Annotated in this window: 8 protein-coding genes and 4 pseudogenes; 1 reads left to right on the top strand and 11 read right to left on the bottom strand. The window is 35.4% G+C overall.

Annotated features, from left to right (window positions below; translation table 11 throughout):
- Positions 1-43: 43 nt before the first annotated feature.
- The 9 genes and pseudogenes from IPH52_27595 to IPH52_27635 form a co-directional block, all read right to left on the bottom strand.
- Positions 44-847, bottom strand: a complete 804-nt coding sequence (locus tag IPH52_27595) for a formylglycine-generating enzyme family protein (protein ID MBK7058749.1) — start codon at positions 845-847, stop codon at positions 44-46.
- Positions 844-2,157: pseudogene (nirK, locus tag IPH52_27600) on the bottom strand (nitrite reductase, copper-containing). The gene IPH52_27595 and the pseudogene nirK overlap by 4 nt, the downstream one beginning before the upstream one ends.
- A 244-nt stretch (positions 2,158-2,401) precedes the next feature.
- Positions 2,402-2,720, bottom strand: a pseudogene (locus IPH52_27605) (hypothetical protein).
- Between the two features lie 98 nt (positions 2,721-2,818).
- Positions 2,819-3,522: pseudogene (gene ric / locus IPH52_27610) on the bottom strand (iron-sulfur cluster repair di-iron protein).
- 327 nt (positions 3,523-3,849) lie between these two features.
- A pseudogene (locus IPH52_27615) lies at positions 3,850-4,411 on the bottom strand (cytochrome c oxidase subunit 3).
- Positions 4,412-5,496: 1,085 nt separating this feature from the next.
- Positions 5,497-7,617, bottom strand: a complete 2,121-nt coding sequence (locus tag IPH52_27620) for a V-type H(+)-translocating pyrophosphatase (GenBank protein ID MBK7058750.1) — start codon at positions 7,615-7,617, stop codon at positions 5,497-5,499.
- A gap of 128 nt (positions 7,618-7,745) precedes the next feature.
- Positions 7,746-8,891 carry an ABC transporter permease gene (locus IPH52_27625; protein ID MBK7058751.1) on the bottom strand — a complete coding sequence of 382 codons (1,146 nt, stop codon included), beginning with the start codon at positions 8,889-8,891 and terminating at the stop codon, positions 7,746-7,748.
- Positions 8,888-9,835 carry an ABC transporter ATP-binding protein gene (locus IPH52_27630; protein ID MBK7058752.1) on the bottom strand — a complete coding sequence of 316 codons (948 nt, stop codon included), beginning with the start codon at positions 9,833-9,835 and terminating at the stop codon, positions 8,888-8,890. The genes IPH52_27625 and IPH52_27630 overlap by 4 nt, the downstream gene beginning before the upstream one ends.
- 9 nt (positions 9,836-9,844) lie before the next feature.
- On the bottom strand, positions 9,845-11,101 hold the full coding sequence (locus IPH52_27635) for a hypothetical protein (protein ID MBK7058753.1): 1,257 nt from the start codon (positions 11,099-11,101) through the stop codon (positions 9,845-9,847).
- Positions 11,102-11,320: 219 nt separating this feature from the next.
- On the opposite strand from IPH52_27635, the gene IPH52_27640 reads away from it, so the two are divergent.
- On the top strand, positions 11,321-12,400 hold the full coding sequence (locus IPH52_27640; protein ID MBK7058754.1) for an NAD(P)-binding protein: 1,080 nt from the start codon (positions 11,321-11,323) through the stop codon (positions 12,398-12,400).
- Between the two features lie 21 nt (positions 12,401-12,421).
- Here the strand turns inward: IPH52_27640 and IPH52_27645 are convergent, their stop codons facing one another.
- Both IPH52_27645 and IPH52_27650 read right to left on the bottom strand, forming a co-directional pair.
- Complete coding sequence (locus IPH52_27645) at positions 12,422-14,293, bottom strand: CZB domain-containing protein (protein ID MBK7058755.1); 1,872 nt, start codon at positions 14,291-14,293, stop codon at positions 12,422-12,424.
- Positions 14,294-14,490: 197 nt separating this feature from the next.
- Positions 14,491-17,697, bottom strand: a complete 3,207-nt coding sequence (locus tag IPH52_27650) for a SpoIIE family protein phosphatase (protein ID MBK7058756.1) — start codon at positions 17,695-17,697, stop codon at positions 14,491-14,493.
- Between the last annotated feature and the right edge of the window lie 31 nt (positions 17,698-17,728).

The raw sequence follows: 17,728 nt of genomic DNA on the forward strand, positions 1-17,728 counted from the left end.
AAGATTGAAATATTAAATTCATCAGTGTTCATCCGTGGTATTCTTATAAATCCTTGGCACAGCGAAATCCCAAATACTTTCCAGTGTACCATCCTTTTAATCCGGCTCTGTAGCCAAATCGCATATAAGCCGCATAATTACTAAAATCATTTGCTTTGAGTGCGCCTGCCCCACAAAACAAAGAAGATTCTAAATCCGAATCAGCACGCGAGTCACCCGTAACCGAAGCAGAATTAAAATCATAAACCCATTCCCAGATGAGTCCATGCAAATCATATATACCTAACGCATTTTTATATCTTCCGATAGAAGGTAAATGGTCTGGTTTTTTTTCACCATACCAGCGCATAATCTCTTTATCCACAGTCTTACTGTTTCCTCCAATCGGAGGGATAAACGCTGCGTATTCCCATTCATATGCATTAGGTAATCTTTTTCCTTGTGACTCACAGTATGCTTTCGCAGAAAACCAAGAGATGTAGGTAACAGGAGAATCTAGTATAAAATTTTCCTTCTTAGTTTTCCAGTCATCTAAGTATCCTTCATCAGCAAAGATCTGAGGAGTATTTTCTTTTTTCCACTTTGGGTTTTTACTAATAAACTCAGAATAATCTTTTTTGGTAACAAGGTATTTATCCAAGTAAAAAGATTTTACCGGAATTGGTTTAGTCGCAGACTCAGCATCTACTTTGATAAATGGCTTGTAAACACCGGCTGGAACTTTTACCAATTCAGAACTTAGTAGAGGAAATGTTATACCACAGATGTACAGATATAAACTGATATATACAAAAATCCTAAATCTTTTATCCGTGTTTATCCGTGTGCATCCGTGGTAATCTTTCATTTTTTGTTCTTCTTCACTTCTTCTGCTGACACTTCCAATCCTTTATTTTCCCATTTGCTATAAACATAGGTTAGGACATTGGCAATATCGTCGTCTGAGAGTTCTAAGGCGGCATAACGTTGTTATACTTCTGACCATTAACAGTGATTTCTCCTGTTAGCCTTTAACAAAATACCGATTGCTCTTTCTTTGTTAGCATTGAGATAATCAAGACTTCGCAAGAGGCGGAAATACATGCTTTTACCTGTCCTTCTTTCGTGGCAAGCGGAACAGTTAGTATTAAATACTTCTTTCTCCGATTTCAATTTTTCCGCTTTTGTTTTTGCTTTCGGCGCTTCTACTGATTCCGTTTTCATTCTCTGAATTGCACTTCCTTCCGGCAAATACACAGTATCCTCTTGCTTGCCTGAATAGATGGTTTTATTCTCTTCGCCTTCTACTTTGAGCATTTCGAGAGAACCTTTATTAAACGTTCTAAAGATAGAATGGTCTACTAAAATGAGTGTTGAAGGAACTTCTACTTTAAAAATCTACAATAGCAGATCCACCTGCAGGCACAAGAGTTGTTTGGCACATTCTTCTGATTAGCCACAGTTCCACCTTCTGTGTAAACACTGTCAAAAATTTCTCCAATGACGTGAAAGGAAGAAAGTAAATTAGGTCCACCATTTCCCACAAACAAACGCACAGTTTCCCCTACTTTTGCTTTGAGTGCTTTATTGTCAGTAAGCGATCCAACCGAACCATTAAACACAACATAATCAGGAGTTTCCGTTAGAGCTTTTTCCATATTAAACCCTGTAGCCTGGAGCTCCATGTTTTCCATTTGTATAAAATTCACTTTGCACAATGTAGTATTCTTTTATCTACTTTAGCAAACCTTCTTTTGGCTCTACAAAATGAGTCCATACATTCCATTTGCAATATGCATTCCCACTGGAGAAGTTGCACAATGGTAAATATAAAGTCCCGCGTTAATCGCTTTAAACGAAAACTTAGAAGATCTTCCCGGAACAGTTAGAGAAGCTCCTGCTCCACCGCCTTGACCGGTTACTGCGTGTAAGTCGATGTTGTGAGGCATTTTGCTACTTGGGTGATTGTGTAAATTAAACTCTACATCATCCCCTTCTCTAATCCGAATAAAAGGACCAGGCACTGTTCCACCAAATGTCCAAAAAGTGTATTCTACTCCATCAGCCAATCGACCGACCACTTCTTTTGTTTCCAGATTGATGACTACTTTGGCTGGATTTTTTCGAGTGATTGGGGGAGGAACTTCAAGGGGCATACGTAAGCTTAGCCTCTTCCATAACAGGTTCTTTGTTACAGGCAGAAAACCAAACTATTGAAAATATCAATACAATGATAATATGCCCAAATTTTCAGTGCAATAGGTTTCATTCATAATTCTCCATTAATAAAACACCTAGCATCTTTCAAATATAATGGAATTGATTTAGATCAAAAGGATATATTTTTTTATCGACTCAAACCTTTATGATAACCTTCTTTATAGAGCTTTAGAGAACAGTTTATAAAAAATTCAAATTTCAATTAATGAATCCCCAGAATATGACCTAGCTTATTTTTTTTAGTTAGCAGATACTGGTGATTTTCCTCAACGGACTCAATTTCAAGAGGCACGCGTCCTGTTATTTCTAATCCATATCCTTCGAGACCAACTAGCTTACGTGGGTTATTTGTCATTATCCGCATTTTCTCGACACCTATATCTCTTAAAATCTGAGCACCAATTCCATAATCACGTAAGTCAGGCGCAAAACCTAACTTCTCGTTAGCCTCAACAGTATCAAGTCCAGTATCTTGAATCTGCATAAGCTTTTAATTTATTTATCTTTCTAGTAATTTGCATCCAACTTCTCCCATAATTCTATCTCCTTCTATCCCACAAAACTAAAAGGCTTAAAGCAAAATCGGACTTTCGTTTCTTTCATAATAAGGTGTTATGAACTAAACGGGGTAAAATTTTTTAGAATGCAAAATTCTAGGAAACAAAACATTATTTTCTAGATGAATATGTGTTTGGAGATCAGCTATATATTCTGCTAAAGTAGAATAACATATTTTCCAAGTTGTGCAGGCATAAGTTGGCGGAGTAAAGTAATTTGTTAGCGCTGTTAATTCTTTAATAAGAATTCCAACTTCTTCGTGCTCTAATTCCATTGCTTGAATTGGGGAACTTATCTGATCTTTGGGAAAATTGGAAGGAGTTCCATTAGCGATAGAGACCATGGCGGGAAAAGTATATTTTCTTCTTTCATTAGATGAGGCATTAATTCATCTGTCAGAGCTTTGATTAACGCATATAGCTTATTAACCTCTGGATGTCTATCGCCATGGGCAAATACCATTTTGCTGCTATAGCGCAAAAGCAATTCTCCTTTTTCGCGTGTGTATACATGGTGAGTAGATACAATGTAATCAATTAGTTCTACCATCGTCAGATTTTCTGCAAGAGTATCGGGTTCACCTTTTGTAGATAAGCTTTCTAATTCGGAAATCACCAAACTACTATCGACGGCAGCATTTTGACAGGCATCTTTTAGAGTTTGTTTTCCACCGCAGCAAAAATCAATTCCATGCTTGCTAAATAAATGCGCTGTTCTATAATCCTCTGTAACAAATTCTCCCACTTTCTTTTCTTCTAGTATCATTTTCCCTCACTCTCAAAATTCTTTAGAAAGTTTCTCACTAGAAAGGAAATATGTAATTGATATATATCAACCTGTTAAATAGAACTAGAGAATTTTATGAATAAAGAAAAACCAAATATTAAAATAAAGATAATTGCTTTCCAAATAAAATGGGCATTTCTCAAATCCATAAAAAAGTAGGAAATTAAAATGAATTTTAAAAGCTAATTCCAATGATAAAATCTTTTGATTGCTCAAAAGAATTTCCAGACAGAAAAAAACTTAGATAAATGGAGAGTAACAATAAACCAAATACGATAAACGGAGTTTTTTTTATTTTCAAACTAATCACCTAATTAAATAAAGGACTGGAAATAATACAAGCAGATCAAGTCACACATATGCCAGAAGGATGCTCCTGCTTCTAAATTTTCTAGTGAAATTGTTTCTTCGGTATAGAAAAATAAAAGATAAAATTGCAGTGCCCGCAATCACATGAACAAAATGAAATCCAGTGAGCAACCAATAAAAGGAAAAAAATCACCGGGTGAATGGTTTGTCCTATGTTTAATTTTTCATTGTATTCGAATCCTTTAAAAAGAAAACAAAGTCCAAATAGAATAGCGGCTACTAATGAGTAACCTAATGCACTTGTTTGATTGTCTTTATGAAAATTAACGGCTAACGCCATAAAAAATCCACTGGTAATAAGAAAAATTGTATTCCATAAGCCATAATCCAAATGTAAACTGGATTGCATTTTGTAAAACTCTTCCAATGCTTTTCTTTTCTCATGTAATAGCGCTCTATCCCCATAAAAAAAAGTAGCAATCTCTACTAAAATAATGATCCAAATCAAAATACCGCCGGGCGGATAGAAGATGGATTTTTCTTTTTCAATATCACTCATAAAGTTCCTCAATTTTGAATAATTAAACTTTTCTCTGATTGGTTAGCATTTCTTTTACAAGTGGCGCATAACCGCCCTTATCCGATTTTAGTATATGCGATCTTAACCAAACAAAAAGAAACTCAAGTGTTTTCTTTCCTACATTTGATGTGCCTGTCTTTAGTTCTTCTTCTACACTTTCAATTCTATCAATGAACTTTTTATGCTCTTTTATGATTTGAAAAATCAGTGTAGGATGCCATTAGCATGAGTTCTTCTTCCATCGTAAAATGGTATACGTATAGATTTTTAGATTATTGATAACTCTTTTAATGCTTCTCTTTCAATATTAAATTTCTTTCTAGTAAATTGCATTCCACTTATCCCATAATTCTCTCCCATTCTAATTCCACAAATTAAAGCTTAAATACCACTACTCAAAAATAAGTCCACTATTTTACACAAAAGGGGTATTCCCAATTGCCAAGAACACGGTGCGCCAGTTGTAGATTAGAAAATACTTTTGGCAATTGGTATAGCAAAATCGGATTGCTCCTTATTCATCAGAAGAGTCGCGGTTATGTAATATATACCTCTGGTATGGAGGAAAAACCTGACTTTAAAACATGTCAATCTCTTTTGAACATAACCAATAAAGTCATGCAAATCTACGATAGCCCCAACGGGGCGAAATATCCTCCGCATGGGTGTCCTCTCAGCCCATGTAAAAATCTATGTAAAGATTCATAGAAAAATTCCTACATGATTTCAGAAAAGCAAATTCATTTCAAAGAAAATAACTACCAGTATCACATCCGATAAGCTGTCCTTTACTCACATCCGGTCTAGCTACGCTTATACAGCCGGTCTAGCACCGGTCAAAGGGACACTTTAGAGCGGACGTATACCGGTTCGATAAGCGGAGCTAGACCGAAGATGAGTTATAGTCAACGTATACAAAGGATATAGAGTTCATTTTATCTGTGATTAATAAATAAAAAAGCCCTTCTCCTTTGCGGTTTAGTTCCGCAAAGGAGAAGGGCTTACATGTATTAGCCTGTCAACCCCTACAAAGTTGGGGATAGGTCGTCAAGAAGGATAATGTATTACTTAGTCAAAAGTCCACCATGTGTTACAAAGAATTCCACAAACACTAAGCTGATAATAGCCATGAGTTTGATTAGAATGTTGATAGCAGGACCGGATGTGTCTTTGAACGGATCACCAACAGTATCCCCTACTACAGCAGCTTTGTGTAAATCAGTTCCTTTTTTGCCAGCAGCTTCTATGTATTTCTTAGCATTGTCCCAAGCACCGCCTGAGTTTGCACTTGAAATTGCAAGAACCACTCCAGAGACTAACGCACCAGCAAGCATACCTGCCAAGCACTTAATACCGAATAGCCAACCAACTAAGAGTGGAGAAAGAATTACAAGGAGTCCCGGAGCTATCATCTCGCGAAGAGCAGCAGTTGTAGAAATGTCTACGCATTTTTTGTAATCAGGTTTACCAGTTCCTTCCATAAGACCAGGAATTTCTTTGAACTGACGACGAACTTCTTCTACCATGTCTTTTGCTGCATCCCCAACAGATTTCATAGTGAAAGCAGAGAAGATAAATGGAAGCATTGCACCAAATAATAATCCACCGAATACGAGTGGATCTAGTAGTTCGATATTTCCAATTGTAGAATCTTGTAGACGAGAACGAGTGATAAAAGCAACAAATAAAGCAAGTGAGGTTAATGCAGCGGAACCGATAGCAAAACCTTTTCCAACAGCAGCAGTAGTGTTACCTGCAGCGTCTAACGTATCTGTTCTATCTCTTACTTCTTTTCCAAGACCAGCCATTTCAGCAATACCACCTGCGTTGTCGGATACTGGTCCGTATGCGTCAATGGTAAGACCGATTGCGATAGTAGAAATCATACCGAGAGCGGCGATTGCGATTCCATACATACCAGCCATTGTGCTTGAACCAACGATTGTGATTACAAGTAATACAACTGGCAATACAGAACTTTTATAACCAAGAGCTAAACCGTAAATGATGTTAGTTGCAGCGCCTGTGTTACAAGCATCAGCTACTTCTCTTACTGGTTTGTAAGAATGAGAAGTATAAAACTCAGTAATCATACCAATTAGCATTCCAGAAAAAAGTCCGAGGATTAGGGAATAATAAACATTCATTTTAGTGATTGTCTTACCAGCTAATTCAAAATCTACCATGAATCTATCTGTTACAAAATACATAACAGCAGCTACGATGATAGTAGAAATCCAAAGTTGTTTTTTAAGAGTTCCTTCTACACTTCCGCCTTCTTTTACTCGCGCAAAAAAAGTTGTGAGTAAACAAGCAGGAATTCCAAATGCAGAAATTAAAACAGGATATAAAAGTGCATTTGTATTTCCACTAAGAGCAGTTGCAGTTGCACCAATTACGAGAGCAGCACAAGTTGCTTCAGCAGCAGAACCAAAAAGGTCAGCACCCATACCAGCGATATCGCCGACGTTATCACCAACGTTATCCGCAATAGTAGCAGGGTTACGGGGATCATCTTCTGGAATTCCTTTTTCTACTTTACCAACTAAGTCAGCACCAACGTCAGCGGCTTTAGTGTATATACCACCACCAACACGGGCAAACAAAGCAACAGAAGATCCACCAAGACCAAATCCAGCGAGAGCTTCCATCAAAATATGTTTTTCCATTCCAGGATATGCGCCTGTGAAGATTAAAAAGAGTGCAATGAGTCCGAGGATTGCCATACCGATGAGACCAAATCCCATTACAGCACCAGAATCGAAGGCAACTCTAAATGCTTTAGAGATGGATTCTTTCGCAGCTTGTGCAGTGCGAACGTTACCCATGGTTGCGATTCTCATTCCGATAAATCCAGACACACAAGAAATGATTGCTCCTGAAATGAAAGCAATCGCTGTGAAAAGTCCTTCATTGAAATCTGGAGTCTTTGGATTGTCTAAGAGAAAAAATATAACGACAGTCATTACAGCAATGAAAATACTAATTACTTTGTATTCTCTCATTAGAAATGCCATTGCCCCTTCTGCGATTGCAGCCGAGATGGTCTTTAACTTTACATCTTCCGGGGTGTCCTTCCCATTTACTCCGCCAACTTTGATCGTAATCACTTTACTAGTGAAAACGGCTGCAGTTAAAAGCGAGAGTATAGACATGGCTATGATGATTATTACAGATAGTTCCATTCAAACCTCTACTTGATTGATTGATTTTAAAATTGAATTTTGTGACTATCCGATTAGAATTTTCTAAAAAGGTATAGGTCAAGAGAAAAAAAAAGACTTAAAGATTAAAAATTAGTAGGAATTCCTCTTTACCTCATTTGTCTCTTCTGAAATAGAATAATTCCAATTCCACTATAAATGAGTGTGAGTATAATTAGGGCAATTATTTCAAACCCAATCTCATTTAAGTTAGCGCCAAAATTAAAAACCTTATTCATTGCATTCACAGCGTGCGTCGGTGGCAAAAAATCATTCCACGAAACAGGGAAATCTCCAATTCTAAATAATTCATTTTTCGGAAACGGATACATGGAACCGGAGAACCACATCAAAATAAAAAGGGGAATATTTCCAATCGTCAATACATCTTTTCCGTTTCTACAAAAACTAGCAACGATCAAACTTGTTCCTTGAATCGAAAGAATACATAGAACTATCGGAAGAAAAATACTTAGATTGCTTCCCTGAAACTTAAATCCAAATAGAATCGCTGCTCCCATTGTAAATCCAACAGAGACAACTCCAATTAAAAATTGCGCCAGTCCAATACCAATAAAATATTCGAAAGTAGAAATAGGAGCAAGTTGAATTCTTAAAATAGTGCGCTCTTCAATTTCTCTAATAAACGCAATTGTAGAAGTAAATAAAAGCATTATAATAGAAAATACAATTAATCCGGGAACGGACATTTCAAAATCGTTCTTTGTTCCCGAGCTTCCGGAAAATGTTTCGTTGTATTGAATGAATTTTTTTACTTTTGCAATCTTATAAGCGAAGGATTCTAGTTCGAGAATAACAAGCGTTACCCCGACAAGATACATTGGGTTTGTCATGTCTCCTGTCATTTCGGCTTGGATTGTATTTTCCAATTTTCCTGATTTACTTTTTTCTAAGATTTCAGAGAAGTCTTCTGGAAGAACAAAACCAGCATGAATCTTTTTTTCTTTCAGTAAACTTTTTAATACTTCTCTATCCTTTACATCTGTGATTTGAAATACATTGAATTCATTCTTCTTTTGTGTTTTTAAAATTTCAATCCATTCTTTGCTGTAAGATTTTTCCCGAAAGCCTCGGTCTAAATTTACAATTCCAATGCTTAAAGAATTCATCCCGCCGGAAAACATCATCCAGTATAAGAATACAAAAAAAGGAGATGCGATAAGCGTAATAACTAAAGGCCAGAAGTCTCTAAATTGCTCTAAGATATTTTTTTTAAATAAAATCCAGATATTCATTCTCTAAGACTCCTTCCTGTCAGGCTAATAAAAATATCTTCTAGTGTATCTTGCCTGATTTTAAATTCTTTCGGGTGAATTCCTTCTCTTTCCAATCGATTTAAAATTTCTGATAGTTTTTCTTTGATATTTTTTCCAGAAATAAAAATTCTATCTCCGGTTACTTTTACAGTTTGTTCGAGAGTTGCGAGACTCACTTGTAGCTTATTCTCATTAACCGCAGCTTGAATTTCCAGTTCTAGAATTTCTCCCTTTCCATATTTGCTCTTTAGATATTCTGTTTCCCCTTCTGCAATCAAAGTTCCTCTATCTATGATTGCAATCCTATCACAGATACGATCTGCCTCATCCATATTATGCGTTGTAAAAATAACTGTTTTTTTTCTAGCGAGAGATTTTACAAAGTCACGAACTAAAACTCTACTCTGTGGATCAAGCCCTGCTTCTGGCTCATCTAAAATTAGAATTTCCGGGTCATGCATAAGAGCGAGCAAAATATTGAGTCTTCTTTGCATTCCTCCAGATAAGTTAGAAGCAATTTCATTCTTCTTTCCTTCAAGCCCTAATTGTTCAAGAAGGGCAAGGCTTCTAGTCTCGGAAGTTTTTTTATCCAGACCATAAACATTTCCCATAAAAACCAATTGTTCTTTACAAGTAAGAAGTTTCCAGTAGACAAGACTCTGTGGACAAATTCCAACCCGTTGCCTTGTTTTTTTGTCTTCTGTCGCAACTTCTTTTCCATGAAAAAAGATTTTGCCCTTATCCGCTCTGAGACTTCCAGCTATCATAGATATGAGCGTGCTTTTTCCTGCTCCATTCGGACCGAGTAATCCGAATAATTCGCCAGAATAAATTTCTAAGTTTATGCTTTGAACAGCTTTTAAATCACCAAAGCTTTTGTTTAGATTTTCAATCTTTAAAACTACAGTCTTCGATTGATTCATTTTCTAACTCTACTCGTCTAATTCAGCCAACTGCTGTTCGAGCCTACACTTCGGATAACTACCGGGTCTGAGGCTAGTGCCTATATACCCTATCGCTTCTTGTGCCGTGATTACATTTATATTCCAACCAGAAACATAGTGAAGACAAGTATGATGACTATTCTTGCAAAGTATTTGAACTGCTTTTGGCTTTGGATAAGCCCAGGCAGAGGGAGGATGCATGCAAAGATTTTCTAATCTAGCAATTTTACGCATTCTCTTGATTATCTTTTCATATTGACGAAAACAATCTATCATCGGATCTGCTAACTCTGCGTCGAAGTTCTTTTTCTCAACATTATACGCAAACATGGTAATCAATCTTTGCACAATATCGTCTGAATCAGTCAACTTCTTATTAGCCTCCGAAATGAATCTAGTAATTTTAAGAGCCTCAGTTAAAATTTTAACTGTTTCCTCGTAGTGTTCATTCTCTGAAGGAATAACATTTTTTTCTTTTTCATTAGAAGAATGCCCGAGCATTGGATTTTGTTTGAGTAGTTCGAAGTCAACAGGCTCCGGCATGTCAACCACATAGACTCCTCTGATCACATGATCTTGAATAGCTGTAATGATTTCTTCCGACATACCAAGATTACCCGCTATTTGAACATTGAGCTTTGTAAGTTCAATCATCAGCATATCATCTAAGTTTGAATTCTTCCAATAATTTGTTCTAAACAAAATCAAGTCTGCACAAAGTCCTGTGAGAAATGCATTACGGTGAATTAGTTTGATTGCATAGCTTTTCTGAATCACTGTGCCCAGGCAGATTAATCCCATTCGCACAATATGATGAAAAAAATCATTGTCTTCGATCATAATTTCATAGAGAGCCAGAACTAGCAAATCAGTATAAAACGCATTGTTAATCAAGCTTTCTACATTTTGCATTCCGGAAGGATTTTTCGCAAACAGGATAGAAATAAAACTTTTTTCCGTTTCATTTACTATCGGAATAATGGAATTAGCCAGTGCTTTTCTGATTTTGGCAGTAAGTTCTGGAGTGGTTTTAATTTTGAAAGAAGGTGTGTATTGATCAGCAATGGATTCTAATTTTTTAATACTGGACTCACGAACATAAACTAAGTCCTTGATTAGAATATTTCCTTTCTTGTCCGTTAATGCCTCTCTCAGTTGCACTATTCCTAATAATTCTAAATCAGTGATAAACTTTGAAAATTCCTTTAATGCATTGAACTCAATACCTTCTGAACTGATTATCATAACTCTTCTTTTTTCCCTTTGCTTTCTTGTGAGACCGTGTAAAAACAGTGCAACATAATGGTTTTAAATGTCCTTACGCAAGTCCAAGCCTAACCTAAAAATATTCTATATATTATGATAGCTTATATCAATTAAATAATGCAAGATAAAAATTTATTACTTCGTGCGTTAGGCTATTCTTGTTGACGAATACTTGTAGATAAAGTATTAAACCATATTGTGAAAATTGGAATCATTGGAAGCGGAATCACGGGTGCAGTTCTAGGAAATCTATTACCGGAAGCAATTGTATACGAGCGAGCTACTCATGTAGGCGGAAGAACGACGACAAGATTTCTAAAGGATACCGAACGATTTGATATTGGAGCAACTGTTTTCAAAGAAAAAATCGGATACATTGAAAAGGGAATACAAAAGGAATTTGATTTTCTAGATTTCTTAAGAACCCGCGTTCCTGATTTAAAAGTAGAACCTCACAAAACGCATCCCGGTTCCTTCCATCCTATTAGTTGTATGCAAGACTTATCAGCTAGCCTACTTTCCAAAAACACAGTAGAGCTTTTGCATCATGCAGAGTCCATTACTAAGAGCCCAGACCAGAGCCAATGGATATTAAAATTTAATAGCGGCAAAACAGAATTATTCGATAAGATAATCCTAACCGCCCCAGTGCCACAAATAATTTCTCTTCTAAAAAATTCAGGTCATATGACTCACTGGGATGAGGCAATTCGATTTAGAGGCGAATACCGATCATCCTTAGTTCTTACTGGAATCTGGCGCAATCTACCTTCTGAGGTTATACAAAAAGTTAAAGCACAAAAAAATTTTACATTCTTATTTAAAGATGAAGATGCAGAGTATATTTCCATCGAAAGTGAAAAGTATAGAAAAAATGATTCAGATCATTCTCTTATTATTACGATTCAATTTTCCTCTGCCTTTAGCTCTAAAAATTTAGAGAGATGGTGTGATGCAGAAAAAAAACCAATGTATTATATTCTTAACAGCAACCAATATTTCTTCAACCGAGTATTTCACGTATTGGACATTCCAGAAATGATAAGTAAAAATCCAGATCAAATAGATACGCATAAATGGCGTTATTCGCAAGCTGATTTTTCTTTATTTAAAGACACCGATATAAATCTAGATCATCCCAAACTTTTAGAATACATAGCACTGAGTAAAAAACACAATCTCTGGATGACGGGAGATTGGATATGGGGCTCTCGCATCGTCCGCTGTGCATTAGGCGCTACAGTTATCGCAAAAGAAATATTAAAAGACAATCACTAGCATTAACCTTCTGAGTTTTATTTAATACTTTACTTTTGCGAGCAAGCCAATTAGCTTTTGGCTTGCCTTCTCTACTTCGCTTAATTTGGAGCGCGCAGTAGAAATATCCCCTCGATCAATATCTCCAAAGATTGGCAAAGCTGAACTATGAACTAGTTTATGAACTGAGTCTATTTCATTCCATTCTTTCTCATGTCCAATCGGAGATGCTGTAGAATGATAGAAGATTCCAAAATTACAACGGTTATGATTTAGCTCTAAATCTCTGCTTCCATTTTGAAATGTATTTTCTAATTTCTTTACCCACTCCAAATGAGCATTACGCGCGTTATCCAATTCTTGATTAAATTCAGTGTGCTCGAAAAGCGAAATGGTGGATAGATTATTTACACTGATCGTCGTATCATTTATGATTTCTTCCATATTGTCTTGGATTTGGTGAATTTCTTCTACCATTGAAATTTCCAAATCGCATATTTGATTGAACTTTCCATAAACCGTTTGTGCATTTTCGTGAATCATCCGAGCTGTTGCAGCCAATTCTTCTATTCCTGCTCCTAGAACATTAGTCTTAGTAGAAATCAATTCTGAATTTGTATTAATGCCACCTATACTTTTAAAAATCTCTGAGAGTTTATCAATTGTTTCCTGATTTCTGGAATACACATAATTAATCTTATCCGCAATTTTGCTGGACTCTTTTGAATTATTTTCAATTTCTTCTATAATTATCTTAAGATTAATATCAATTTCGCCAATCGTTCGATTGCTTTCTTCTGCTAATTTTCCGACTTCAGAGGCTACTACAGAAAAGCCTTTACCATATTCTCCCGCTCTTGCTGCTTCAATAGAAGCATTTAGTGCAAGCAGATTGGTTCTTTTAGATATGCCATTGATCGTTTCCGTAACTTTGTTGATTATTAGAGCTTTTTCTGAAAGCTCTTGACTCTTCCGTGAAAAAAAATCAAATCTTTCTTTGATTTCATTGATGATTCCAGAAACATCTATTATCTCTTGCCTACTATCGACGGCTCGATTGCTTAAAGAAGTAGAAATTGAATTTAAGCTTTCTACAATATCAGAGAGATTCTGGCTTACATCAGTAATATGTTTCAGAGCTTTAGATTGTTCCTCGGTTGCTAAGGATATACTTTCGATATCCGATTTACTTTTCGTCAATTGACTTTCGATATGGTGTATATTGGTTGTAAACTGTTTTAGTTTTCTTCCAATGCGGCTAATGCTGACAATATTCATTCTAAAGCTAGAGAATATTTTCATCAGACTAACTTTTAGGGAATCTGTAAAATGATTAAAAGAATTGGCAAGTGTAGCAATTTCGTCTTTTGTTTGCGTTGGAATTTTATAAGTCAAATCTCCTTTTGCCTTAGACAATTCAGTTACAACATGCGTTATATGTAAGATAGGTTTAAGTAATCCAAAGTGATCAATAAAAGAAGAAAAAATAAAAATAGCCAATCCAAATATAAGAAAGAAAATTTGAATCCCCTCTAAGTATTCAACTTTTCTTTCAGCATTCTTTTGAAATAAAACAACTGCTTTATCCATTTCAATAAGTAAATTAGAGTTAATATCTATTATGCGTTCTAATTTAGAATTGTCCTTAGTTTGAAGATAACTGTCAGACTTTTCTTTAAACTCAGTCCAAATGTCGATAACCTTTCTTAATTGTGCGACAACCTCTTCTTCATCGGCTACTGGCAATATATCGATCTTCTCCCATTTTAAGTCTAATGGGACTTTACCTCCATTGGCAAGTGCGTGTAGAGTTGTTTCAAAAACTTTTCTTGTATTGGCTAATGATTCATTAAACTTTTTATCATTTGTTTTTTCAAATAGCAATAGTTCTTTGAACATTTTTTGGGATAACATTCGCTCTCTACCAGCTAAGTTTACAATAAGCGCATCCCTCTTTTGTAAAGATACGATGTAGACTGTTGAAATAAAAATACTTAGAATGATAAATAGAAAGAGTAAGAGTGGAATTACTAACTTATAAAAATTTTTGTTCTCATGATATTTTCAAAAACCTCATTATTTCTAATTAGCTCACCTTTCACAAGACGAGTCTATAAAACTTTCATTCCAATCAGAGTAATGTCATCCGAGGACAATTCCTTGCCTCGAAATTCTAAACCGGAACGAATCACTTCATCAAGAATATCGGATACGGGAAGATTTTTATTTTTCAATAACTCACTGTCCAATGCATCTTCATCCCATGTATTGAATTCCGAATCTGTAATTTCAATAAGACCATCAGTAAGAAAAAACAATAAGTCCTCAGATTGCAAATTATATATTTCTTCTTCATATTTTATACTTTCCAGAATTCCCAAAGGCTTTCCTTTCTTGCCAAGATGTTGTATTTGTCCATTTCGGATTAATCTTGCCGGAGGATGTCCTGCATAGGCAATTTTTAAAGTCTTACGATTAGAGGAAATGACGGAATAGGAAGCAGTAATAAATTGTGCTGCTATATTATTAAAAAGTTTTTCATTGCAATAAGATAAAAATTCTGCTGGCTCCATTGAGGTTGCCTTGTTTGAAAAAATAAGTTTTAACATAGCACCAATCATTGCTGCGGAAACTCCATGACCGGAGACATCTGCAATGAAGATTCCAACTCGATCATCTGGATATATCGCATAATCATAATAATCCCCTCCGACTTCAACCATTGGAATGTATTTGCTAGAAAAAGAAAGACCATGAACACTTGGATCATTTCTGGGCAATAGATTTTGTTGAACACTTCTTGCTAATTCTAAATCTTTTAGAATTAGCTTTTCTTTTGATTTTAGATTGAGAAGATTTCTTACTGTAACCACAAGTTCTGAATCATCGAAAGGTTTTGAAAGATACCCATCAGCGCCAGCTCTTACAACTTCTTTTCTAGTTTCTTCTTCCGCTTTAGCTGTGAGAAGCAAAATGGGAGTTGTTTTAAACAGTATATTTTCTCTAAGTTTTTTAATCATATCAATACCAGAAAGTCTGGGCATCATAAGATCTGTAATGATTAAGTCGGGATTATAATTTTCGGCTTTTTGTTTTCCATCCAATCCATCGAAAGCAGTAATAATCATATATCCTTCGCTTCCGAGAAGCTTTTCAATATATCTTCTTAAATCAGAATTATCATCTACGATTAAAATTTTTTCATTTGATTTTGGATTTTCATAATTCAATTCTTCTTTTTTAGATTTTTTCTGACTAGAGAATTCGAGAATATCTTGCCTTAGGGAAAAGTCCAAAGGGTTAGAATCAATGTGCTCTTCTGAAACAAGAAGAGTAAACCAGAATGAAGATCCCTCGCCGGCAACACTTGAATAGCCTACGGAACCATTCATTAACTCAACTAATTGTTTTACAAGAGAAAGTCCAAGTCCTGTTCCTTCTTGATCTTTAGAAAGAGAAATTTCACTATATCCGAAACGACTAAATAAAAATTTTTGCTTCTCATAAGGAATTCCAACTCCATTGTCTTTAACCAAAACTTGAATTTGATTTTTGTCGTTACTAAATTCCGAAGTGATAATTTCAATCTTTCCTTTTGCAGGAGTAAACTTATATGCATTAGAAATATAATTGTCGATACACTTCTCTAGCTTATCGAGATCGGCTAATACATATAATGCGTCAGAATGTGGAGTAAATGTAATTGATATTTCTTTTGATTTAAGATAAGGAGAAAACGATTCCGTAATCATTTTCAAAAAAAGATATAAGTTTATAGGTTTGATATCCGCTTTCATTTGTCCCGATGTAATTTTTTGAAGATCGAGAAGTTGATTTACAAGTTGAAGAAGTCTATTGGAATTTCTCCCAATCATTTCAATCTCTTCCTTGTCTAGTGGACTTTGGTTTCTAATGGCAGCTTGGATAGGACCTTTAATTAAAGTAAGAGGAGTTCTTAATTCATGAGAGATATTTTGAAAGAATGCGGTTTTTTGTTCATATGCAGTTTGAATAGAAATATTTGCATCCGCCAATTCTTTCGTCTTTAATGCCACTTCTTCTTTTAGATTATTTGAAAGATGCTCCGCTGTATGATAAGCTTCCGTAAATAAACCAGCAATTGCTCCCGCTTGAACAAATATTACCCCAAGAAAACCAAAAGGCATTAACCTCATTCCGACAGGAATAAACCCATTCAACATTAGTATATCGTATAAAACACAAAGGAAGGCAAGGCTGTAGGCAAAAATAATTGCCCTAGAGAGTCGCCTCTTTCTAATTCGTGCCAGTATCGCTATTGCAATCACAGTCAGCAGTGCAACAAAAACAAAGAACTGCATATAGGGCACAAAATAGGAACTTGCCACAGATGGAAGAATCGCAAAAGGAATGGAAATAAAAAAACCAATAGAATAAATCGTAAAGCTAAGTTTATAAGAAATTTCTTGCGGAAAAAGATTTTTCATGAATGCAAGATTTGCCATGATTAGAAGTGGAATCGAAATAAATTCAAGTCGGTATTGCAAATCAAATATATTTTGATTCACTAGTCTTTGAAAGAATTTCTCAGATGTAAAAATCAATACACAAGTTCCAATACAAAGAAAGGAAAAAAATAAACTTGCTTTGTCGTTTCGTCTTAAAACCCATAAAAGAAAATGATAAAGGAAAAAAGCAAGATTAATAGAAACTAGAACATATAAAATCGCTTCCTCTTTCATTAAATGTTTAAATTGAAATGTATCACGAACAAGGGTCACCGGTTGTCTAAGCCCGCCAAGTCTATGATTGAAGTTTGCGATATGAAAAACTATTTCGTCCGAATTACAATCGGTAAGATTAACAGAAAAATAATCATTATAGGGAATTGTATCTTCTCTACTCGTCCCCGGTGTCCCCTGTGTAAGGAGTAATTTTTTTCCGCAGTATAACCGAAATGCATTCGCTACCCAACTAGAACTGATTGCAAATCTAGAATTTTGCGGATAGATGATTTTTAATCTGAAAGTTCCGTAAGCCTCTCCTACATTTTCTCTATGTGGAAATTTCTCCTTTAAGTAAGACCCCCAATGGCTAGGAACTGTAATTAAAATTTTTTCTGAACTATTTTCTGGTTTTTCAAACTCTTCTCCTAAAATATATCTATCTGGATAAAACTCCCATTCCCCATCCAATTTAACCGAATAAATTGACATGTCATTCCACGAACTCAGATCAATTTTTCCATCTATTGCCTTAGGATAATTATAATTAGATACACCGCAAGAGATCAAAAGAAAGAAACAAATCAGAATTGCATAGTTAACATAACTCTTCATTTTACAAAAGTCTATTGCGGCTAATCAGCAT

The organism is Leptospiraceae bacterium (assembly GCA_016708435.1).
In the GTDB taxonomy this organism is placed as follows: Bacteria; Spirochaetota; Leptospiria; order Leptospirales; family Leptospiraceae; genus UBA2033.